Genomic DNA, 21,778 nt, shown 5'->3' on the forward strand with positions numbered 1-21,778 from the left:
ACCAGCGGCGGAGGGGCCCGGGGAACAGCGGCGGACCCTACAGGCCGACCTCGTTCATCAGCCGGCCGACCTCGGGGTTGGTCAGGCGGCGCAGCCAGCCCGACTTCTGGTCGCCGAGCGCGATCGGACCGAAGTGGGTGCGCACCAGCTTGTCGACCGGGTAGCCCACCTCGGCGAGCATCCGCCGGACGATGTGCTTGCGGCCCTCGTGCAGGGTCACCTCGACCAGGTAGTTCTTGCCGATGTTGGAGACCACCTTGAAGCTGTCGGCGCGGGCGAAGCCGTCCTCCAGCTCGATGCCCTGCGACAGCTTCTTGCCCAGGTCACGCGGGATCGGGCCCTGGATGGCGGCCAGGTAGGTCTTGGTGACGCCGTACTTCGGGTGGGTCAGCCGGTGGGCCAGCTCGCCGTGGTTGGTGAGCAGGATGATGCCCTCGGTCTCGGTGTCCAGGCGCCCGACGTGGAACAGCCGGGTCTCCCGGTTGGTCACGTAGTCGCCGAGGCACTGGCGGCCGTCCGGGTCCTCCATGGTGGAGACCACGCCGGCCGGCTTGTTGAGCGCGAAGAACAGGAACGACTGGGTGGCGACGGTCAGGCCGTCGACCTTGATCTCGTCGTTCTCCGGGTCGACCCGCTTGCCCTGCTCGGTGACCTGCTTGCCGTTGACCGCGACCCGGCCCTGCTCGATCAGCTCCTCGCAGGCGCGGCGGCTGCCGATGCCGGCCCGGGCCAGCACCTTCTGCAGCCGCTCGCCCTCGGGCTCGCCGAAGGTCTTGGGCAGCTTGACGGCCGGCTTGTCGTGCCGGGCCAGCACCGCGTCCTCGATCCGGGCCTGCAGCTCGCGCGAGCGCTGCGGCTGGCGGCGCGGGTCGCCGGGCGCACCCTGGCCCTCGCGGCGCGGCTTGGGCGCCGGGGACGGGCGGCGCGCGGCGTAGCCGCCGCGACTCGGGGTCGCGTTCGGGCCGCCACCGAACTCGGGGCGGTCGTAGCGGCGCTCCTCGGGGCGCAGCGGGCGGTCCGGGTAGCGGCGCTCCTCGCCGCGCCGGTCGTCACGGCGGTCGTCCCGCCGGTCGTCACGGCGGTCGTCGCGCCGGTCGCGGGAGTAGCCGCCGGAGCTGCCGGAGCCACCCCGGCCACCGCCGGAGCCGCCGCCGTACGAGCCGCCGCGCCCGGCGCCGGGACGGCCGCTGCCGCCGCCGTACGACGAGCCGCCGCTGCGGCCGCCGCCCTGCCCCTGGCCGCCCCGCCCCTGACCGCCGCTGCGGCCGCCCTGGCCGCCGCCGCTGCTGTTCCTGCCGTTGCCACTGCTACGCATCAAATGTCCGTACGTCGTGTTCCGTCGTGGGAAGTGCAAGTCGTGCCGGCCGACCTCACCGCACTTCCCGACCCGCCTCGTCGCGGTCGCCCGCCGCTCGCGCGGCCGCGACCGCCTCCGCGATCACCGTGCCTTCGAGGGACTCCGCTTCCACGTCGTCGACCTCGGGCAGAAAGGGCGCGAGCTCCGGCAGCTCGTGCAAGCCGCGCAGCCCCATCCGTTCCAGGAAGTAGTTCGTCGTCCGATACAGGATCGCACCTGTTTCGGGCTCGGAGCCGGCTTCTTCCACCAGTCCTCGCTGTACCAGGGTACGCATCACGCCGTCACAGTTCACACCACGTACCGCTGAGACCCTGCCGCGCGACACCGGCTGCCGGTAGGCGACGACCGCCAGCGTCTCCAGTGCGGCCTGGGTGAGCCGGGCCTGCTGGCCGTCCAGCACGAAGCGGTCGACGGCCGGCGCGCAGTCTGCCCGGGTGTAGAACCGCCAGCCCCCGGCCACCTCCCGCAGGTCGAAGCCGCGGCCCTGGGCGGTGTACTCGGCGGCCAGTTCGCGCAGCGTGGCGGCCACCTCCGCCCGGGAACGCTCCAGCACGGCGGCCAGGTGGCCCTCCGGCACCGGCTCGTCGGCGATCATCAGGACCGCCTCCAGGGCGGCCCGCAGCGGCACCCCGGGGGTGTCGGGCTCCGGTTCGTCCGCGACCGCCGGCCCCGCGGCCTGCGCGGGCACCTCCACCGGCCGGGACGCCGGGGCAGCCTCCGCCGGGACAGCCTCCGCGGGGGCAGCCTCCGCAGCAGCGCCGGACGGGTCCGCGGCGGCCTCCGCGGCCGCCTGCTCGAGGCGGGCGAGCGCCTCGGCGCGTTCCTCCGCCTCGTGGGCGGACTCCTGCCACTCCTCGGGCCGTGCCTGGCCGGGCAGGCCGAGCGCCCGCCGGGGCTGCCCGGACCGTTCGCCGCTCACCGCTGCCCACCGTCCTTCCGTGCCGGGTCCCGCGCCGGGTCCCGCTGTTCCGGGTCCCGCGCCGTGTCCCGCTGTTCCGGGTCCCCGGGCGGGCGGTCGAACTCGTCGGTGACCTCCACCTGCCGGTCGCCCTCCGCGATCCAGCGCACCCGCAGCTCGCCGAGCGCCTCGGGCTGGTCGAAGTCCAGCACCTTCTCCCGGTACAGCTCCAGCAGGGCCAGGAAGCGGGCGACCACCACCAGGGTGTTGCCGGCGTCGTCGACCAGGCGGCCGAAGGTGGCCTCGCCGAGCGCGGTGAGCCGGTCGACCACCACCGCGGCCTGCTCGCGGACGCTGACCGGCGGGGTGTGGATGTGGTCGACGTACACGGCCGGCGCCGGCCTGGGCGCCATCGCCCGCGCCGCGAGCTCGGCGAGGCGGGCCGGGCCGACGGTGAGCACCACCTCGGGCAGCAGTGCGGCGTGGTGCGGCTCCAGGCCGACCGTCCGGGGCCGCTGCCGCAGTTCGGCGGCCCAGCGCGCGGCCAGGACCGCCGCCGCCTCCTTGTACGCGCGGTACTGCAGGAGCCGGGCGAACAGCAGGTCCCTGGCCTCCAGCAGGGCCAGGTCCTCCTCGTCCTCGATCTCGGCGGCGGGCAGCAGCCGGGCCGCCTTCAGGTCGAGCAGGGTGGCCGCGACCACCAGGAACTCGGTGGCCGCGTCCAGGTCCCAGTCCGGGCCCATCGCCCGGATGTGGGCGACGAACTCGTCGGTGACCCTGGACAGCGACACCTCGGTGACGTCCAGCCGGTGCTTGGCGATCAGGCTGAGCAGCAGGTCGAACGGGCCCTCGAAGTTGTCCAGCCGCACCTGGAAGCCACCGCGCCCGTCGGCCTCGGCGGGCGCGGGGGCGGTGCTGACCGGGTGGTGGGCGGTGCTGGACATGGGCGTCCATCTTCGCGCGGGCCGCGCCCGCGCCCCGCCCCGGGGCCCGCGACACGCGGACGGCGGGCGTCAGCGCCCGCGCAGCCGCCGGACCAGGATGCTCGCCTCGCCGCGCTGCTCCAGGTCGGCCAGCACCACCGAGATGGCCTCGCGGACCACCCGGCCGCGGTCGACCGCGAGGCCGTGCTCGCCGCGCAGCACCAGGCGGGCGTGCTCGAGGTCCATCAGTTCCTCGGCGGAGACGTACACGGTGATCTTCTCGTCGTGCCGCTCCCGGCCGGTCGGCCGGCGGGCGCCGCGGCCGCGCTGGCGGGGCCGCCGGGCGGCCTCGGCCGCCTGCTCCTCGCCACCGGCGTGCCGTACGGCCGCCGAGGAGGCGTCCGCGGGGCCGCTGTGCGGCTCGGGACGGGCCGCGGGTACCTCGGGCGCCCCGGAGGCCTGATCGGCCTTCCTGGCCGCCTCGGCCGCTCGGGCGGTCTCCGCTCGGGCCGCCGACGCCTCGGCCGACCTGAGGGAGGGCGACAGGGCCATCCCCCCGGTGGCCCGGAACAGCTCGTCGGCCCCCGGGAGACTCACTCGACGGGGCGGCACCGGTCGAGCACCTCCCTGGCGAGCTGACGGTAGGCGGCGGCACCGACCGAGTTGGTGGCGTACGTGGTGATCGGCTCGCCGGCCACGGTGGTCTCCGGGAACCGCACGGTCCGGCCGATGACGGTGTGGAAGACGTGCTCGCCGAAGGCCTCGACCACGCGCGCCAGCACCTCGCGGCTGTGCACGGTGCGCGAGTCGTACATGGTGGCCAGGATGCCGTCCAGGCGCAGCTCGGGGTTGAGCCGCTCGCAGACCTTCTCGATGGTCTCGGTGAGCAGCGCGACCCCGCGCAGTGCGAAGAACTCGCACTCCAGCGGCACGATGACGCTGTGAGCGGCCGTCAGGGCATTGACCGTCAGCAGGCCCAGCGAGGGCTGGCAGTCGATGATGACGTAGTCGTAGTCGGGCAGCAGCGGCTTGAGCGCCCGCGCCAGCGCGGACTCCCGGGCCACCTCGCTGACCAGCTGCACCTCGGCGGCCGACAGGTCGATGTTGGAGGGCAGCAGGTCCATGCCGGGGACGGCGGTCTTCAGCAGCACCTCATCGGCCGTCAGACCCCGCTCCATGAGCAGGTTGTAGACCGTGACGTCGAGTTCCATCGGGTTGACGCCGAGGCCGACGGAGAGCGCGCCCTGCGGGTCGAAGTCGACCAGCAGGACCCGGCGGCCGTACTCGGCGAGGGCGGCGCCCAGGTTGATGGTCGAGGTGGTCTTGCCGACCCCGCCCTTCTGGTTGCACATCGCGATGATCTGCGCGGGGCCGTGCTCGGCCAGCGGCGCCGGGATCGGGAAGTACGGCAGCGGGCGGCCGGTCGGGCCGACCCGCTCGCGGCGCTGGCGGGCGGCGTCGGGGGCCAGGGTGGCGGCGTACTCGGGGTCCGGCTCGTACTCGGCGTCCGGGTCGTCGTACGGGCCGTAGCCGAGCTCGTTGTAGGCCAGCCCGTAGGCGGCGAACTCGGCGTCCAGGTCGGCGGGGGCGGCGGAGGGGGCGGTGTGCTGACGCGCCTCGAAGGTGCGGACCGCCACCGAGCCGACCTCCACCGTGCCCACCGCGGCCTGCCGGGCGGTGAGCTCCTCGTTCGACTGTCCGGCTGCGTGCTCCGCCAGTCCTGGCTGACCACCCCCGGGAGCAAATGTCGACTCATTCACAAGTCGTCTTACCTCCTTGGGTTTCCAGGACTCTAAGTCGATTCGTCAGCGTGGCAGCTAGCCGACGGTTTGCGACTCTAGGCCGTTTCGGGCGTTCGCAGCAACACAATCCACGGTAGTGGGCCGGATGTGTCGGCGGCCGACCAGGTATCTGTCAAGGGATGGCAGGGCTTGTGACCCTAACGTTTCTGCGGACCCCGGGCCTTTCCCGAGGGCCGGTCAGAACACCCGGTCCACAGGGCGGGTGACATGATGCACATAAATTGACATCCCGGGGTCACCACCCGGCCACCCCGGCCGCGGGCATGCCGAACGCCCCCGGCCCGAGGGAAGCGGGCCGGGGGCGTACGGACGGGGGCGGCGTCAGGCGAGGACGCTGTCCAGGGCGACGGACTCCAGGCCGAAGGCCTCGGCGACCGCACCGTAGGTGATCTGGCCCTCGTGCACGTTCAGGCCCTTGGCGAGCGAGGCGTCACGGCGCAGCGCCTCCTTCCACCCGCGGTTGGCCAGCTCGACGACGTACGGCAGCGTCGCGTTGGTCAGCGCGTAGGTGGAGGTGTTCGGGACGGCGCCCGGCATGTTGGCCACGCAGTAGAAGACCGAGTTGTGGACCTCGAAGGTCGGCTCGGCGTGCGTGGTGGCACGGGAGTCCTCGAAGCAGCCGCCCTGGTCGATCGCGATGTCGACGAGCACGGAGCCCGGCTTCATCCGGGAGACCAGCTCGTTGGTGACCAGCTTGGGGGCCTTGGCGCCCGGGATCAGCACGGCGCCGATCACCAGGTCCGCCTCCAGGACGGCCTTCTCCAGCTCGAAGCTGTTGGACATGATGGCCTTGATCTTCGTGCCGAAGATCTTGTCGGCCTCGCGCAGCTTGTTGATGTCGCGGTCGAGCAGGGTCACCTCGTAGCCCATGCCGATGGCGATGGTGGCCGCGTGCCAGCCGGAGACGCCACCGCCGATGACGACGGCCTTCGCCGGGTGGGTGCCGGGCACGCCGCCGGGCAGGGTGCCGCGGCCGCCGGCCGGGCGCATCAGGTGGTACGAGCCGACCTGCGGGGCCAGCCGGCCCGCGACCTCGGACATCGGGGCGAGCAGCGGCAGGGCGCCGTTGGCGAGCTGCACGGTCTCGTACGCGATGGCGGTGGTGCCGGAGGCGATCAGCGCGTCGGTGCCGGCCCGGTCGGCCGCCAGGTGGAGGTAGGTGAAGAGGGTCTGGCCCTTGCGCAGGCGGTGGTACTCCTGCGCGATCGGCTCCTTGACCTTCAGCAGCAGGTCGGCGGTGGCCCACACCTCGTCGGCGGTGGGGAGGATGGTGGCGCCGGCCGCCACGTACTCCTCGTTCGGGATCGAGGAGCCGATGCCGGCGTTGTCCTCGATGTAGACCTCGTGGCCGTTGCGGACCAGCTCATGCACGCCGGCAGGCGTGATGGCCACGCGGTACTCGTGGTTCTTGACCTCGCGGGGGATGCCGACCTTCACGGCTAAACACGTCCCTCTTACCTGGGGGTCCCGGCCGGGGAAGACCGGCGGGTGACGCGCACGGGGAAGCCTCCGGGACAGGCCGGGGCACGGATCGCTGCGCGACTGGTGTCGAGTGTAATGAAGCCCAGCGGATCCGTCAGCCTTCCAAACTGAATAAATCTGCCGGAGACGTTGGCAGTTTCGTAGGCTTGCATCACGATCTAGGTGTCAAAGTGGGGCGAAACGCCCTTCATCGACACTACTCCGAAACCAGCAGATACCCCTCACCGTCGACCAGCCGCCGCAGCCGCTCCACGGCCTGCGCCAGGGCCGCCGCGGCGGTGTCCTCGCCGAGCCTGCGCAGCACCGCGGCCGCCGCCCGGTACTCGCGCACCGCCTCGTCGAAGCGCCGCTGCGCGGCGTGCGCCTCCGCGGTGCGCACCAGCAGCCGGGCCTCGGCCCGCTGGTCGCCGAGGCTCTGCCGCAGCGCCAGCGCCCGCCCGTACCAGTCGGCGGCCCTGACCGGGTCGCCGAGCGCCCGGTGGCAGCCGCCGGTGCCCTCCAGGGCCCGGGCGCAGGCGCTCTCGTCACCGGCGGTGCGGGCGTGCTCCAGGGCCGCCCGGTAGTGCTCCTCGGCCCTGGCCCAGTGGCCCTCGGCCGCCTGCAGGTCCCCGAGGTTGAGCAGCGCCGCCGCCGCCCGGCGCGGGACCGCCTGCCGCTCGGCCACCCGCAGCACCAGCCCGTGCAGCTGGTACAGGTCGGCGGGGGCGGCGGCGCCGGTCAGCGGCAGCGCGCGCAGCAGCGCGGTCACCAGCCGGCCGGCGGAACCGTCCAGGTCGCCCTGGCCGATCGCGTCCCGGACCGCGCCCAGCAGCCGGTCCCGCTCGCCGGCCAGCCAGCCGGCCGCCTGGGCGGCGCTGCGCAGCCGCAGCGGGCCGGGCAGCGGGTCGGGGTTGTCGCCGGCCGTGCGGTCCAGCAGCAGCCGCGCCGAGTCGACCAGCCTGACCAGCCGCTCCAGCAGCCGGGCCCGGGCCAGCTCCACCTCGGCCGGGCGGTCGCGTTCGGCCCGCAGCTCCACCAGCCTCGGGTACAGCCGGCCGGGCACCCGGTAGCGCTTGGTGCCGTCCGCCGCGTCCGGCTCGCGCTCCAGCAGCTCCTGCCCGGCCAGCTTCTCCAGCTGGGTACCGGCCTCCGGCGCCGGGCACCCGACCAGCGCGGACGCCGTCCGCAGGTCGGCGGACTGCCCGGGCGCCAGGGTCAGCATCCGCAGCATCCGGGCTGCCGGCGCCGGCAGCCCCCGGTAGACCAGGTCGAACGCCGCCACCAGCGGGTCGGTGTCCGGCACCGGCACCGGCTCGGCCGGGAGCAGCTCCCTGGCCTGGCGGCGGCCGCTCCCCTGGCGGCGGCTCCTGGGCCGGGCCGCGCCGGGCGCCTTCGGGGACCGCGGGGCGGCGTCGTGCTCCGGCGGGGCCAGCTCCGCCGCGGCGTCGGTGACGGCCGCGCGGGCGTCGCCCCGCAGCCGGGTGGCGACCAGCCGCAGGGCCGCCGGGCGCGAGGCGCAGGCCTCGGCGAGGTCAGCGGCGCCGACCGGGTCGCAGCTGATCCGGGTGCCGCCGATCAGCCGGCCGAGCAGGTCGATCGCGGACGGCTGGTCGAGGCCGCCGAGGATGACCGGATCGATCGCGTCGATCCCGGTCAGCGGGCCGGCGGTGGTGGCCAGCACCAGGCAGCCGGGCTCGTCGGTGAGCAGCGGCAGCAGCTGCCCGGCCTCCCGGACCTCGTCCAGCAGGATCAGCAGCCGGCGGCCGGCCAGCGCCGCCCGCAGCGCCGCGCAGGCCGGGTCCTCGGCCCCGGGGTCGGCGGGCAGCAGCCCCTCGGGCACCGCGTCCAGCTGCTCCAGCAGGCGGCGGGCGGCCCGGCCGGGCTCGACCGGGCTGCCGTCGGGTGCGGACAGCCGGGCGAACAGCAGGCCGTCGGGGAAGTCGGCGGCCGCGGCGCGGGCGTGCCGCACGGCGAGCGCGGTGCGGCCCGATCCGGGCCGGCCCGCCAGCACCACCAGCCGGCCGCGGCCCGGTACCGGCCGCGCGGCGGCGGCCGCCAGCGCGGCCAGCTCGCCCCGGCGGCCGACGAACGGCTCCGCCCCCGCGGGCAGCATGTCGGTCACCTGGGACCCGGGGGGCGGTGCGTCCACCGTCGCCGTCTTCCTCGCCACCTGCGCCACTCCCGACCAGTCGCCCAGCAGACCGGGCCCGGTACGAGGGACCCTGTCCGCGAAGCGTAGTTCGCGCGCACCGCGGTGCCGAGCTGCCGCCCGGTAGTACCAACGGGCAAATCACCCCGGCGGATCAACATCCGCCACCGGACGCACCCGAACGGCGGCGGCCGGCGGCCCGGACGGGTGCCGCGTCAGGCGGCCGGGAAGGGCCGGGCCGGCCACGGCACGTCGGCCGGCCGCAGCGAGTCCAGGCCCGGGCCGGTGAGGGCCGCGTACAGCGCGAGGGTGCCGGTGATCAGGGTCGGGTTGTGCAGTCCGCCGGCCAGGATCAGCCGGACCAGCTCCTCGACCGGCACCCGGGCGGTCTCGATCTCCAGCTCCTCGCCGTGCGCGGCGTAGCGCTCGCCCTCGGCGTCGGCCAAGTCGGTCGCCAGGAACAGCCGCAGCGCCTCGTCGGTGCCGCCGGGCGAGGTGTAGAAGTCCACCAGGACGCGCCACCGGCGGGCCCGCAGGTGGGCCTCCTCGTAGAGCTCGCGCTGGGCGGCGTGCAGCGGGTTCTCCCCCGGCACGTCCAGCAGGCCGGCCGGCAGCTCCCACAGGCGCTGGCGCACCGGGTGGCGGTACTGGCGCAGGATCAGCACCCGCTGCCGGTCGTCGAGGGCGAGCACCGAGACCGAACCGGGGTGCGTCTGGTAGTCGCGGCGGGCGTAGCTGCCGTCGGGCATCAGCACCTCGTCCGTCCGCACCCCCGTGACCCGGCCCTGGAACGGGGTCTCGGTGGCCCGGACCGGCCACTGCTCCTCCAGGTCCCGGATCTGCTGCTGAACCTCGGTCGTGGACTGCTGCACGTCGGTCATCGCGAATCCCCTTTTCGTCAGTGCGACACAATCTATGCCATCGCCGCCGGGGACGGACAACACGACGGCGGCCACTCGGGGGATCCCCGGGTGGCCGCCGTCGGGGGCGACTACGCCTGCTCGGCGCCGGTCTTGATCTTGATGGCGGCCGCCACCAGACCCGCGAACAGCGGGTGCGGGCGGGTCGGACGCGACTTCAGCTCCGGGTGCGCCTGGGTGGCGACCAGGTACGGGTGGACCTCGCGCGGGTACTCGACGTACTCGACCAGGTCGCCCTTGGGGGACAGCCCGGAGAACTGCAGGCCGGTCTTCTCCAGGTCGGCGCGGTAGGCGTTGTTGACCTCGTAGCGGTGGCGGTGGCGCTCGTCCACGTACTGCTCGCCGCCGTAGACCTCGCGCACGATCGAGCCCTCGGCGAGCTTGGCCGGGTACAGGCCCAGGCGCATGGTGCCGCCCAGGTCGCCCTTGCCGTCCACGATCGCCAGCTGCTCGGCCATGGTGGAGATGACCGGGTACTTGGCGGCCGCGTCGAACTCGGTGGAGTTGGCCTCCGGCAGGCCGGCCAGGTTGCGGGCCGCCTCGATGACCACGCACTGCAGGCCCAGGCACAGGCCGAGCAGCGGGATCCGGTTCTCCCGGGCGAAGGTGATCGCGGCGACCTTGCCGTCCACCCCGCGGTCACCGAAGCCGCCGGGGATGCAGACCGCGTCCACGTCGCCGAGCTGCTCCTGGGCGCCCTCGGGGGTCAGGCAGTCGTCCGAGGTGACCCACTTGATCTCGACCCGGGCGTTGTTGGCGAAACCGCCGGCCCGCAGCGCCTCGGTGACCGACAGGTAGGCGTCGGGAAGATCGATGTACTTGCCGACCAGCGCGACCTTGACGATGTGCTGGGGCTCGTGGACCCGGCGCAGCAGGTCGTCCCAGACGGTCCAGTCCACGTCCCGGAAGGCCAGGTCGAGGCGGCGCACCACGTAGGCGTCCAGGCCCTCGCCGTGCAGCACCTTCGGGATGTCGTAGATCGACTTGGCGTCGATGGCCGCGACCACGGCCTCCTCGTCCACGTCGCACATCAGCGAGATCTTGCGCTTGATGGCCTGCGGCACCTCGCGGTCGGCGCGCAGCACGATGGCGTCCGGCTGGATGCCGATGTTGCGCAGGGCCGCGACCGAGTGCTGGGTCGGCTTGGTCTTCAGCTCGCCCGAGGGGCCGATGTACGGCAGCAGGGAGACGTGCACGAAGAACACGTTGTCCCGGCCGACCTCGTGGCGGACCTGGCGGACGGCCTCCAGGAACGGCAGCGACTCGATGTCGCCGACCGTGCCGCCGACCTCGGTGATCACCACGTCGACGTCCTCGGTCGCCATCCGGCGGATCCGGGACTTGATCTCGTTGGTGATGTGCGGGATGACCTGGACGGTGTCGCCCAGGTACTCGCCGCGGCGCTCCTTGGCGATCACCGTCGAGTACACCTGGCCGGTGGTGACGTTGGCCGAGCCGTGCAGGTTGGTGTCCAGGAACCGCTCGTAGTGGCCGATGTCCAGGTCGGTCTCGGCGCCGTCGTCGGTGACGAACACCTCGCCGTGCTGGAACGGGTTCATGGTGCCCGGGTCCACGTTCAGGTACGGGTCGAGCTTCTGCATGGTCACGCGCAGGCCGCGCGCCTTGAGCAGCGCACCGAGGCTCGAGGCGGTGAGGCCCTTGCCGAGCGAAGAGGCGACACCCCCGGTGACGAAGAGGTGCTTGGTCGTCACGGCGCGGCTGCTGGCCGCCTTGCCGGAATGGGGCTGTGCCAAGAGGGGGCTCCCGTGGGTCGCGTGTCGAGGGTGACGCCGGTGGGCGGTTCACCCGGGCGGTCCGCCGTCGCCCCGACGAGGAGCGGCCCTCCCTCGGTGACGGGGAGGAGGTGCTCGGCCGGGAGGCCCGGCGGGGTCGTCGAGTCGGCGGATCCGGGGTGGTTTTCCCACCAGTCCACGGGATACCAGGGTATCAGCGACCTGGACAGGACGCGTTCGGCCGGGGCCCGGCGCGCCCGTCGGCGCCCGTCGGCGGCGGATCGCCGCGGGGCGCGGGCGGGTGGTGCGGATGGCCCGGAAGGATCATCTCCGGATGGCCGGACCGGGTGGTTTCGCGCGGCCCCGGCGCACGTCACTGTTGATCTATTGGTGTGAGTGCGTCCGGACCGGAGCCGCTGCGCGTGCCCCGGCCCGGCCACTCGACGTATCCTGCACGGACGCATCGCCGACAGCAGAGCACGCGGAGGGCGAGGGGGTCCGGACGGCACCTCTCGGTCCCCGATGCGCGACCGGAACCTCCCGTACCAGTTCCTCCCGCTCGCCCCAGGGGCCCACCACAACCCCGTGCGGTCACCCCGCGAGTCCCTCCACACCCACGGGTCTCACAGTGCCGCCCCGAGCACTCCGGCCCCGCAGACCCCGCCCTCCGCCGTCGGTCGTCGCCGAGCACAAAATTGCGAACTGGAGATCCACGTGGCCGGCCGTATCGAGGACTACGCACTCATCGGGGACATGCAGACCGCCGCGCTCGTCAGCAGGGACGGCGCGGTCGACTGGCTCTGCCTGCCGAGATTCGACTCGCCGGCCGTCTTCGCGGGCCTGCTCGGCACCGATGAACACGGCTTCTGGCGGATCGGCCCCGCAGAACCCGTGACCAGCCCCTCGGCCCCGCCCGCCCCGCACGACGCCCTCACCGACACCGGTGACCTGCGGGTCCCCCCGGTCACCGCCGCCGCCCCCGCGCTGCCCAGCGACCGGCGCCGCTACCGCGGCGACTCGCTGATCCTGGAGAACGAGTGGGACACCCAGGGCGGCAGCGTCCGGGTGATCGACTTCATGCCGCCCCGGCACCTGCTCGGCACCCCCGACGTCCCCCAGATGATCCGCATCGTCGAAGGCCTCAAGGGCCGGGTCCGGATGCGCTCCGCCGTGCGCATGCGGTTCAGCTACGGCCGGATCGTGCCCTGGGTGCACCGCGTCGAACAGGCCGACGGCGGCCACCGCACGGTCGCCGTCGCCGGCCCCGACTCGGTCTGGCTCGACGGCGTCGCCGAGACCTACGGCCGCGACCTGACCACCTACGCCGACTTCACCGTCGGCGAGGGCGAACGGATCGCCTTCGCCCTCACCTGGCAGGCCTCCCACCTGCCCGCCCCCGCCGCACCCGACGCCGAGGAGTCCCTCGCCGCCACCGAGCGGTTCTGGCACGACTGGGTCTCCCAGTGCACCTACCAGGGCCCCTACCGGGAGGCCGTGGTCCGCTCCCTGATCACCCTCAAGGGCCTCACCTACGCCCCCACCGGCGGCATCGTCGCCGCCCCCACCACCTCACTGCCCGAGGACCTCGGCGGCGAACGCAACTGGGACTACCGCTACACCTGGCTGCGCGACGCCGCCATCACCCTGTCCTCCCTGCTGCGCACCGGCTACCGCGAGGAGGCCCGGGCCTGGCGCGAGTGGCTGCTGCGGGCGGTGGCCGGCGACCCCGAGAACCTGCAGATCATGTACGGCATCGCGGGCGAACGCGAGCTCACCGAGTCCGAACTGGACTGGCTGCCCGGCTACGAGAACTCCCAGCCCGTCCGGGTCGGCAACGGCGCCGCCGGCCAGCTCCAGCTCGACGTCTACGGCGAGGTCGTCGAGGCCCTGCACCTCGGCCACATGACCGGCATGGTCCGCAACGACCACGCCCACCAGCTCCAGCTGAAGCTGATCACGTACCTGGAGCAGCACTGGCGCGAGCCCGACGAGGGCATCTGGGAGGTCCGCGGACCGCGCCGGCACTTCGTCCACTCCAAGGTGATGGCCTGGGTCGCCGTCGACCGCACCATCAAGCTGATCGAGCAGAGCCCCGCCGAGGGCCCGCTGGAGCGCTGGATCGCCCTGCGCGAGGAGATCCACCGCGAGGTCTGCGAGAAGGGCTACGACGCCGAACGCAACACCTTCACCCAGTACTACGGCGGCCAGGAACTGGACGCCTCGCTGCTGCTCATCCCGCAGGTCGGCTTCCTGCCGCCGGACGACAAGCGGGTGATCGGCACCATCGAGGCCATCCAGCGCGAGCTGTCCACCGAGGACGGCTTCGTCCTGCGCTACCCCACCCACGACGACCAGGGCAACAACGTCGACGGGCTGTCCGGGCACGAAGGGGCGTTCCTGGCCTGCTCGTTCTGGCTCGCCGACGACCTGGCGATGATCGGCCGGGTCGGCGAGGCGCGGGAGCTGTTCGACAAGCTGCTGGCGCTGCGCAACGATCTCGGGCTGCTGGCCGAGGAGTGGGACCCGCGCCAGAAGCGCCAGGTCGGCAACTTCCCCCAGGCCTTCAGCCACGTCCCCCTGATCGACACCGCCCTCCGCCTCACCGCCTGCGCAGGCGCCTACGCCTCCCCGCAGCCCCCGCAGTAACCCCCGTCCGGGGGACCCTAGCAGGGGCGCCGGGGGTCCCCCCGGCCGGAGGCTGGGGCGCGGGGAACTGCGCGAGGGCGGGAGGCACCCACGTACAGGACGGCAACGGCGCTGCAGGCCCGCCCTCGGAACCCGGCTCCAGCACGCGACCTGCCGCCCTCGCGCAGTCCCGCCCCCAGCCTCCGGCCAGGGGACCCCCAGCGCCCCTGAAGACAGCACCCCCGGAGGGGTGCCTCAGGGGCGCTGGACGAGTTCGTCGTAGGTGGAGAGGACCTGGGCCACGGTGGCGGCCTCGTCGGGCCAGGTGGCGGCCTGGTGGCGGCCGGCCTCGGCGAGTTCGGCGCGGCGGGCGGGCTCGGCGAGCAGCCCGTCGAGTGCCCGCGCGAGCGCCGCGGGGTCGCCGTACGGCACCAGCACCGCCGCGTCCCCGACCAGTTCGGGAATCCCGCCGACCGCGGTGGACACCACCGGCACCCCCGCCCGCATCGCCTCCTGCACCACCAGCGACCGCGCCTCCCACCGGCTGCTGACCGCCACCAGGTCGGCCGCGGCCAGCAGATCGGGCACATCGGTGCGGTAGCCGAGCAGTTCGGCCGGCAGCCGTTCGGCGGCGATCCGCTCCCGCAGCGGCTGCGCCTCCGGGCCGTCGCCCGCGATCACCACCAGCGGTTCGGGGGAGGTGAGCCGACGGGCCGCGTCCAGCAGCAGCCCGAACGCCTTCTGCGGGACCAGGCGGCCGACCGCGAGCACCACCGGACGGTCCGCCCGGTCGCCGAGCAGGGCGGCCCGGGCCTCGGGGCGGTCCAGTTCGCCGGGCGGGATCGGCGGGGCCGCGATCGGGCCCAGCCGGGCGTCGGTGGCGCCGAGTTCACGCGCCCGGGCGACCAGGTCGGAGGAGGCGCCGAGGACCAGGTCGGCGGCGCGCACCACCCGGCGCTCCATCAGCCGCTGCAGGCGGCGCTCCATACCGGTGGCGAGCATCGCGTGGTGCGAGGTGACCACCAGCGGCGTCTGCGGGCGAAGGCCCGGGAAGCGGCCGGCGGTGCGCAGCGCCAGGTCGGCGAGCAGGCCGGCCCGCATGCCGTGGGCGTGCACCACGTCGGCGCCGGTGAAGGCGCGCCGCAGTTCTCCGATGGCGGCCGCGTCGCTGCGGGCGCCCGCGGTCGGGGTGATCTCGACCTGGTGGAAGCGGGCGCCGGCCTTGGTGTAGCCGAAGAGTTCGTCGGTGCCGGCCGGTCCGCAGACCGTGACGCCGACCCCGTGGGCGACCAGTCCCTGGGCGAGCGAGCGGACGTGCGCCCCGATGCCCCCGGTACCGGCTGAAAGGACGAGCACCACGTGCAGCTGCCCCGATTCCTGGGCGGCTGGGGTGCCCCGGCTGGCGGAATGGTCCACGTCGTCTCGCTCCGGCTCGATCACTCGACTCGCGCCGCCCGGGGTTGGCCCGCGAATCGGCGCTCGGGACTGGAAAGCCAATGTCCGACCGCCACCATGCCAGGTCGGGCGGGTTCTTGGACAGTCGGCCGGACCTGCGGGCGCGTCGCGGATGGGCGACGGGCCCGGCGGCCCAAGGGGCCCGGCCCGCGGTCGGGGGTGTGACCGGGGCCGGGGGTGCTTCGGTACGTCAGCCGGTGCGCGGGGCGCGGGCGGCGGCCAGCAGCTCCTCGGCGTGGGCGCGGCCCAGCTCGGAGTCCTCCAGACCGGCCAGCATCCGCGACAGTTCGCGCACCCGCTCCTCGTCGGTGAGCGACTTGACGCCGCTGCGGGTCACCGTGCCGTCGTTGGTCTTCTCCACCACCAGGTGCCGGTCGGCGAACGCGGCGACCTGCGGGAGGTGGGTGACCACCACGACCTGCGCGCTGCGCGCCAGTTTGGCGAGCCGGCGGCCGATCTCGACGGCGGCCTTCCCGCCGACACCCGCATCGACCTCGTCGAACAGGTAGGTCGGCACCGGGTCCGCCCCGGCGAAGACCACCTCGACGGCCAGCATCACCCGGGACAGCTCACCGCCGGACGCGCCCTTGGCGATCGGCCGGGGCTGCGCACCGGGGTGCGGGGCCAGCAGCACCTCCACCTCGTCGACGCCGTGCGAGCCGTAGGCGACGGTCCGGCCGCCGACCTCGATCCCGGACAGGTCGTCGACCTGGCTGATCGCGAAGGTCACCCGGGCGTGCGGCATGGCCAGTTCGGCGAGTTCGGCGGAGACCGCCGCGGCGAACTTGTCGGCCGCGGCGTGCCGGGCGGCCGAGACCTCCGCCGCCAGCTCGCCCAACTCGGCCCGCAGCGAGGTCTCCTGCGCACCGAGCTGGTCGATCCGCTCGTCGTCGCCGTCCAGCTCCAGCAGCCGCACCGCACCGGCCTCGGCCCACTCCAGCACCTCGGCGAGGCTGCCCTCGGGGCCCGCGTACTTGCGCAGCAGCTGGGCGAGGACCGCCCGGCGGTCCTCCACCGCGGCCAGCCGGACCGGGTCGGCGTCCAGGTCGTCCGCGTACCCGGCGAGGTCGCCCGCCACGTCGGCGAGCAGGTAGCCGGCCTCGTTCAGCCGGTCGGCGAGGGAGGCGAGGCGCTCGTCGTGGTGGCGGACCGCGTCGACGGCCCGCCGGGCCTGGGCGACCAGGGTGCCCGCGTCCACCCCCTCCGGGTCGGAGGGGTCGCCCGCCAGGGCGGCGTGCGCGAGGGTCGCCGCGGAGGAGAGCGCGTCGGCGTGGCCGAGCCGCTCGGACTCGGCGGCCAGCTCGGCGTCCTCGCCGGCCTGCGGCTCCGCGGCGGCGATCTCGTCCAGGCCGAAGCGCAGCAGGTCCGCCTCCTGGGCGCGCTCGCGGGCCCGGGTGGTCAGCTCCTCCAGGGTCGCGGAGACCTCGCGCAGCCGCCGGTAGACCTCGCGGTAGCGGGCCAGCGGCTCGGCGACGTGCTCGCCCGCGTACCGGTCGAGCGCGCCGCGCTGCCGGGAGGGGCGCAGCAGCCGCTGCTGGTCGGTCTGGCCGTGCACGGCGACCAGGTCCTCGCCGAGCTCGGCGAGCAGGCCGACCGGCACCGACCGGCCGCCGACGTGGGCGCGGGAGCGGCCCTCGGCGGAGACGGTCCGGCTGACCAGCAGTTCGCCCTCGTCCAGTTCGGCGCCGGCCTCCAGGGCGCGGGCCAGCACCGGGGAGTCGGCGGGCAGGGTCATCCGGCCCTCCACCACGGCCCGGTCGGCGCCGCGCCGCACCAGCCCCGGGTCGGCCCGGCCGCCGAGCAGCAGGCCGAGGCTGGTCACCACCATGGTCTTGCCCGCCCCGGTCTCACCCGTCACGGCGGTGAAGCCCGGAGCCAGTTCGACCACGGCGTCGTCGATGACACCAAGATCTCGTATCCGCATCTCGTCCAACACGGAGACGACCTTACGAGGTTCCGCCCACACCGCGCGACGAGCGGTGGCCCCCGATGCCCAAGTTCATCCCTTCCGGGCGGCTTCGGGCGCTCCCGCCACCGCCGCGGCCGGGACCGTGCACCAGCGCAGGAAGAACTGCGCCAGCGGGCCGATGGCCAGCGCGTACGCGATCGTGCCGACCCCGAAGGTGCCGCCGAGCAGGATGCCCGCGACCAGTACCACCAGCTCGATCCCGGTCCGGATCAGCCGCAGCGAACGCCCGGTGCGCCGGTGCAGGCCGGTCATCAGGCCGTCGCGCGGCCCGGGACCGAGCCGGGCACCGATGTACAGGCCGGTGGCCAGCCCGTTCAGCACGATACCGGCGGTCAGCAGCAGGATCCGGGCCGCCCAGCCGGCCGGCGGCGTGACCAGGCCGAGGGTGACGTCCATCGCCATGCCGAGCACCAGCACGTTGCCGACCGTGCCGACACCGGGCCGCTGCCGCAGCGGTATCCACAGCAGCAGCACCAGCGCGCCCATGATCGTCACCCAGGTCCCCACGCTCAGCCCCAGGTGCCGGGACAGCCCCTGGTGCAGCACGTCCCAGGGGTTCCCGCCGAGCGAGGCGCGCAGCATCAGCGCCATGCTCGACCCGTAGAGCACCAGCCCGGCCAGCAGCTGGACGAGCCGCCGCGGGAGCGCGTCGGCGAATCTGGCGGGGGTGAAGGCGACGGCCATCGGGTCTCCCTTTGCTGCGGTGCTCGGACCTCTGCTGCGGTGCTCGGCCCTTGCTGCGGAACTCGGACTGGACCCATGATGGAAGTCCAATCTGACCGGCAACAGGTCCAATTCGAAGCAAGTGGACCGGTGACCCCGATGACCCAGTGGCACAGCACCGTCACCCCACCCGCGCTGGCCCGGCTGCTGCGCACCACCTCCCTGCCCGAGGTGCCCGGCCGCCGCCCCGCCTACCGGACCCTGGCCGGCCAGGTCCGCACCCTGGTCACCGAGGGCCGGCTGCCGGTCGGCGCCCGGCTGCCCGCCGAACGCGAACTGGCCGCCGAGCTCGCCCTCAGCCGGACCACCGTCGCGACCGCCTACGAGACCCTGCGCGCCGAGGGCTACCTGCGCAGCCGACGCGGCGCCGGCAGCTGGACCGCCCTGCCCGAAGGCGCCCGGCCGCCCGTCGACGCCCTCCACCCCGTCCAGCCCGACCAGCGCGGCACCGTGGTCGACCTGGGCGTCGCCGCGCTGCCCGCACCGCAGCCCTTCCTCGGCGAGGCCGCCGCCCGCGCCCTCGACCAGCTGCCCGCCTACGCCGCCGGCCACGGCCACTACCCCACCGGCGTCCCGGTCCTGCGTGAGGCCGTCGCCCGCCGCTTCACCGAACGCGGCCTGCCGACCGTTCCCGACCAGATCCTGATCACCACCGGCGCGATGGGCGCCCTCCACCTCGCCCAGCGCGCCCTGCTCACCCGCGGCGACCGCGCCGCGGTCGACGCCCCCAGCTACGCGCACAGCCTGCAGTCCCTGCGCCGGGGCGGCGCCCGCCTGGTACCGGTCGCCTTCGCCCGGCCCGACGGCCCCGACTCCCCCGCCAGCTGGGACCTCGACGAGTGGCAGCGCGTCCTGCGCGGCGCCGCACCCCGGATCGCGTACGTCATCCCCGACTTCCACAACCCCACCGGCGCACTCGTCGACGAGGAGCAGCGACGCGCCCTGCTCGGCCACGCCCGGGCCGCCGGCACCGTCCTGCTGGTCGACGAGACACCCGCCGAACTCGGCTGGGGCACACCGCAGTCCGAACTCCCCCGGCCGCTCGCCGCACTCGACCGCTCGGCCCAGGTGGTGACCGTCGGCTCCGCCGGGAAACTGCTCTGGGGCGGGCTGCGGATCGGCTGGCTGCGCGCCGCCCCCGCGCTGGTACGGCAGCTGGCCACCGAGCGGGCGTTCAGCGACATCGGCACCCCGGTGCTCGACCAGCTGATCGCCGCCGAACTGCTCGGCGAGCCGCTCGCCGCGGTCCGCGCCCACCAGCACCGGCGGCTGCGCGGCAGCGCCGAGGCGCTCGCCGCCGAGCTGCGCCGGCGGCTGCCCGGCTGGCGGTTCGCGATGCCCCCAGGCGGCCTCGCCCTGTGGCTGGCCACCGACGGGGTGTCCGGCAGCGCCCTCGCCCGGGCCGGCGAGCAGACCGGTGTCCGGCTCGCCGCCGGGGCGCGGTTCGGCGTGGACGGCGCCTTCGAGAACTACCTGCGGATCCCGCTCACCGTCCCGCCCGCCGCCGCACCCGAGGCCGTCGACCGGCTCGCCGAAGCGGCGGACCGGGCGGCCCGCGGCGGACTCGGCGGCGGCGAGAGCACCCCGTCGGCCGCCTGAGCCGGTCCGCACCCACGCCGCCGCACCAAGCGGGCCGACACACCGTCAGGCCGCCCCCGCACTCACGGGGTCTGCGCGCGCCCCCGCCAACCCGTCACCGGCAGAGCGAACTTGGCGACCAGCCGGTTGGTGAACGGCGCCCGGTGCAGCCGCGCCAGCCGGACCGGGATCCGCCCCTTGCGGACCTCCACCCGGGCCCCCGCCGGCAGCTCCACCGAACGGCGGCCGTCGCACCACAGCACCCCGTGCGGGGTCTTCGGCTGCACCTCCACCGCCAGCACCGAGTCGGGCGAGGTCACCAGCGGCCGCGCGAACAGCGCATGGGCGCTGATCGGCACCATCAGCAGCGCCTCCACCTCCGGCCACACCACCGGCCCGCCCCCCGAGAACGCGTACGCCGTCGACCCGGTCGGCGTCGCACACACCACCCCGTCACAGCCGAAGTTGGACACCGGACGGCCGTCCACCTCGGTGACCACCTCCAGCATCCGCTCCCGCGCCGCCTTCTCGATCGACGCCTCGTTCAGCGCCCAGTCCTCGTGCACCACATCGCCGTTGGTCCGCACCAGGACATCGATGGTCATCCGCTCCTCGACCTCGTAGTCGGCGTCCACCACCCGGTCGACCACCACCGCCAGGTCGTCCCGCTCGGCCTCCGCGAGGAACCCCACCCGGCCCAGGTTGATGCCCAGCATCGGCAGCCCCGACTCCCGGGCCAGCTCGGCCCCGCGCAGCAGCGTGCCGTCACCGCCCGCCACCAGGATCAGCTCGCAGCCCGCCGCGGCCCCCAACCCCCCGGTCACCCGCTCGACGCCCTCCGGAAGATCGAGGTCGACCGCCTCCGAGGCGAGCAGCCGGATTCTGATCCCGGCCTTCAGCAGCCCGTGGACCAGCCCCTCGACACTGCGCAGAGCGGCCTCCCGCCCGGTGTGCGCGATCAGGAAGACCGTACGTCCGCCACTCATGTCGCTGCCCTCTCCCTCACGTCAGCCCGGCTCGCCCTTGACCCGGTTCCGGCCGCACGGCGCCGCGCAACGTACGGACGTCTGCCGAGCACCCTACCGGGGGCCCTCCGCGACGGCCCGGTCCGCGGCGGCCGGATCCAGCTGCGGCGCGCCCCTGCGAAGCCACAGGAAGTACTCGACGTTACCCGACGGACCCGGCAGCGGGCTGGCCGTCACCGCCCGCACCCCGAGCCCCGACTCCCAGGCGTGGCCCGCCACCTGACGGATCATCTCGGCCCGCAGCTCCGGACTGCGCACCACCCCGCCGCTGCCGAGGCGCTCCTTGCCGATCTCGAACTGCGGCTTCACCATCAGCACCAGGTCCGCGTCCGGCGCGCAGCAGGACGCCAGCGCCGGCAGCACCAGCCCCAGCGAGATGAACGACAGATCGCCCACCACCAGGTCCACCGGCTCACCGCCGATCAGCTCGACACCCAGCTCCCGCACATTGGTGCGGTCCATCACGGTGACCCGCTCATCGCTCTGCAGCGACCACGCCAGCTGCCCGTAGCCCACGTCCACCGCCAGCACGTGCGCCGCACCCGCCCGCAGCAGCACATCGGTGAACCCGCCCGTCGAGGCACCGGCGTCCAGCGCCCGGCGGCCCTCGACCACCAGCCCCTGCGGCACGAAGGCCGCGAACGCACCGGCCAGCTTGTGCCCGCCGCGCGAGACGTAGTCGGGGTCGGCGTCGTCCTTGGCCACCACGACCGCGGCCCCGGTCTCCACCTGGGTGGCCGGCTTGGTCGCCGTGGTACCGCCGACCGTCACCCGCCCGGCCGCGATCAGCTCACTCGCGTGCTCCCGCGAACGGGCCAGCTTGCGGCGGACCAGCTCCGCGTCGAGTCGGCGTCGTGCCACTGCCACTGGTGCTTCAGCTCCTACTGCTGCTCACGTGCTGCTCATCGCCGCGCGTCCGGCTCACCGCTGCTCGCGGTCGAGGGCGGCCAAGGTGTCCGTCAGCCGCTGGTGAACATCTTCGTACACCGCGACGTGTGCCTCGGTCCCCACCCCGTCCAGCGCCTCCAGCCGGCCGAGCGCCTCGTCCACCGCCGGATGCCCGGTCGGACCCACCGGCACCTCGACCCGCACCGGCCCCGGCACGGCCTGCTGCGCCACCACCTGCTCAGCCACCTGCTCGACCACCTGCTCAGCCATCG

17 protein-coding genes are annotated in these 21,778 nt (G+C 74.4%); 2 read left to right on the plus strand and 15 right to left on the minus strand.

The window, feature by feature from the left end; translation table 11 throughout:
• Window positions 1-37: 37 nt before the first annotated feature.
• The 9 genes from AC2TEW_RS08275 to pyrG all read right to left on the minus strand — a co-directional run bounded on the left by AC2TEW_RS08275 (window position 38) and on the right by pyrG (window position 11,264).
• Window positions 38-1,315 carry a pseudouridine synthase gene (locus AC2TEW_RS08275; protein WP_484622689.1) on the minus strand — a complete coding sequence of 426 codons (1,278 nt, stop codon included), beginning with the start codon at window positions 1,313-1,315 and terminating at the stop codon, window positions 38-40.
• Window positions 1,316-1,370: 55 nt separating this feature from the next.
• Complete coding sequence (gene scpB, locus AC2TEW_RS08280) at window positions 1,371-1,952, minus strand: SMC-Scp complex subunit ScpB (protein WP_484622717.1); 582 nt, start codon at window positions 1,950-1,952, stop codon at window positions 1,371-1,373.
• Window positions 1,953-2,272: 320 nt separating this feature from the next.
• Window positions 2,273-3,199 (minus strand): segregation and condensation protein A, encoded by a 927-nt coding sequence (locus tag AC2TEW_RS08285; RefSeq protein ID WP_484622690.1) that lies wholly within the window; start codon window positions 3,197-3,199, stop codon window positions 2,273-2,275.
• Between the two features lie 69 nt (window positions 3,200-3,268).
• Entirely contained in the window at window positions 3,269-3,775 is a 507-nt protein-coding gene (locus AC2TEW_RS08290) for a hypothetical protein (RefSeq protein WP_033819956.1), read from the minus strand.
• Window positions 3,772-4,839, minus strand: coding sequence for a ParA family protein (locus AC2TEW_RS08295; protein ID WP_484622718.1), 1,068 nt, complete (start codon window positions 4,837-4,839; stop codon window positions 3,772-3,774). The genes AC2TEW_RS08290 and AC2TEW_RS08295 overlap by 4 nt, the downstream gene beginning before the upstream one ends.
• A 462-nt stretch (window positions 4,840-5,301) precedes the next feature.
• Window positions 5,302-6,417 carry an alanine dehydrogenase gene (gene ald / locus AC2TEW_RS08300; RefSeq protein ID WP_484622691.1) on the minus strand — a complete coding sequence of 372 codons (1,116 nt, stop codon included), beginning with the start codon at window positions 6,415-6,417 and terminating at the stop codon, window positions 5,302-5,304.
• A 241-nt stretch (window positions 6,418-6,658) separates the two neighbouring features.
• On the minus strand, window positions 6,659-8,611 hold the full coding sequence (locus AC2TEW_RS08305; protein ID WP_484622692.1) for a tetratricopeptide repeat protein: 1,953 nt from the start codon (window positions 8,609-8,611) through the stop codon (window positions 6,659-6,661).
• Between the two features lie 194 nt (window positions 8,612-8,805).
• Window positions 8,806-9,471 carry an NUDIX domain-containing protein gene (locus AC2TEW_RS08310; RefSeq protein ID WP_484622693.1) on the minus strand — a complete coding sequence of 222 codons (666 nt, stop codon included), beginning with the start codon at window positions 9,469-9,471 and terminating at the stop codon, window positions 8,806-8,808.
• 110 nt (window positions 9,472-9,581) lie between these two features.
• Window positions 9,582-11,264 carry a CTP synthase gene (gene pyrG / locus AC2TEW_RS08315; RefSeq protein ID WP_484622694.1) on the minus strand — a complete coding sequence of 561 codons (1,683 nt, stop codon included), beginning with the start codon at window positions 11,262-11,264 and terminating at the stop codon, window positions 9,582-9,584.
• Between the two features lie 693 nt (window positions 11,265-11,957).
• Here pyrG and AC2TEW_RS08320 point away from each other — a divergent pair.
• Window positions 11,958-13,889 (plus strand): glycoside hydrolase family 15 protein, encoded by a 1,932-nt coding sequence (locus AC2TEW_RS08320; protein WP_484622695.1) that lies wholly within the window; start codon window positions 11,958-11,960, stop codon window positions 13,887-13,889.
• Between the two features lie 234 nt (window positions 13,890-14,123).
• Here the strand turns inward: AC2TEW_RS08320 and AC2TEW_RS08325 are convergent, their stop codons facing one another.
• The 3 genes from AC2TEW_RS08325 to yczE all read right to left on the minus strand — a co-directional run bounded on the left by AC2TEW_RS08325 (window position 14,124) and on the right by yczE (window position 17,976).
• On the minus strand, window positions 14,124-15,284 hold the full coding sequence (locus AC2TEW_RS08325) for a glycosyltransferase family 4 protein (RefSeq protein WP_033824857.1): 1,161 nt from the start codon (window positions 15,282-15,284) through the stop codon (window positions 14,124-14,126).
• Between the two features lie 229 nt (window positions 15,285-15,513).
• The gene (recN, locus tag AC2TEW_RS08330) at window positions 15,514-17,247 is read right to left on the minus strand and encodes a DNA repair protein RecN (RefSeq protein ID WP_033824868.1); all 1,734 of its coding nucleotides are present in this window, start codon (window positions 17,245-17,247) and stop codon (window positions 15,514-15,516) included.
• 75 nt (window positions 17,248-17,322) lie between these two features.
• The gene (gene yczE / locus AC2TEW_RS08335) at window positions 17,323-17,976 is read right to left on the minus strand and encodes a membrane protein YczE (RefSeq protein WP_484622696.1); all 654 of its coding nucleotides are present in this window, start codon (window positions 17,974-17,976) and stop codon (window positions 17,323-17,325) included.
• A gap of 138 nt (window positions 17,977-18,114) precedes the next feature.
• Between yczE and yczR the strand changes: the two genes are divergently transcribed.
• Window positions 18,115-19,614: a MocR-like transcription factor YczR gene (gene yczR / locus AC2TEW_RS08340; protein ID WP_484622697.1), complete on the plus strand. Its 1,500-nt coding sequence runs from the start codon at window positions 18,115-18,117 to the stop codon at window positions 19,612-19,614.
• Window positions 19,615-19,676: 62 nt separating this feature from the next.
• Here yczR and AC2TEW_RS08345 read toward each other — a convergent pair whose 3' ends face one another.
• From AC2TEW_RS08345 to AC2TEW_RS08355, 3 genes are all read right to left on the minus strand, one after another.
• Window positions 19,677-20,579 carry an NAD kinase gene (locus AC2TEW_RS08345; RefSeq protein ID WP_484622698.1) on the minus strand — a complete coding sequence of 301 codons (903 nt, stop codon included), beginning with the start codon at window positions 20,577-20,579 and terminating at the stop codon, window positions 19,677-19,679.
• A 93-nt stretch (window positions 20,580-20,672) separates the two neighbouring features.
• Window positions 20,673-21,479: a TlyA family RNA methyltransferase gene (locus tag AC2TEW_RS08350; RefSeq protein WP_484622719.1), complete on the minus strand. Its 807-nt coding sequence runs from the start codon at window positions 21,477-21,479 to the stop codon at window positions 20,673-20,675.
• A gap of 60 nt (window positions 21,480-21,539) precedes the next feature.
• A complete protein-coding gene (locus AC2TEW_RS08355) occupies window positions 21,540-21,776 on the minus strand; it encodes a hypothetical protein (protein WP_484622699.1) in 237 nt (78 codons plus the stop codon).
• Window positions 21,777-21,778 lie beyond the last annotated feature (2 nt).

The sequence above is a fragment of the Kitasatospora sp. NEAU-CNBT7 genome, from assembly GCF_057220535.1.

Coding starts and splice junctions, on each gene's coding strand:
- AC2TEW_RS08275 (WP_484622689.1), bottom strand. CDS start 1,315: ATGCGTAGCAGTGGCAACGGCAGGAACAGCAGCGGCGGCGGCCAGGGC.
- scpB (WP_484622717.1), bottom strand. CDS start 1,952: ATGATCGCCGACGAGCCGGTGCCGGAGGGCCACCTGGCCGCCGTGCTG.
- AC2TEW_RS08285 (WP_484622690.1), bottom strand. CDS start 3,199: ATGTCCAGCACCGCCCACCACCCGGTCAGCACCGCCCCCGCGCCCGCC.
- AC2TEW_RS08310 (WP_484622693.1), bottom strand. CDS start 9,471: ATGACCGACGTGCAGCAGTCCACGACCGAGGTTCAGCAGCAGATCCGG.
- recN (WP_033824868.1), bottom strand. CDS start 17,247: ATGCGGATACGAGATCTTGGTGTCATCGACGACGCCGTGGTCGAACTG.
- yczE (WP_484622696.1), bottom strand. CDS start 17,976: ATGGCCGTCGCCTTCACCCCCGCCAGATTCGCCGACGCGCTCCCGCGG.
- yczR (WP_484622697.1), top strand. CDS start 18,115: ATGACCCAGTGGCACAGCACCGTCACCCCACCCGCGCTGGCCCGGCTG.
- AC2TEW_RS08345 (WP_484622698.1), bottom strand. CDS start 20,579: ATGAGTGGCGGACGTACGGTCTTCCTGATCGCGCACACCGGGCGGGAG.
- AC2TEW_RS08355 (WP_484622699.1), bottom strand. CDS start 21,776: ATGGCTGAGCAGGTGGTCGAGCAGGTGGCTGAGCAGGTGGTGGCGCAG.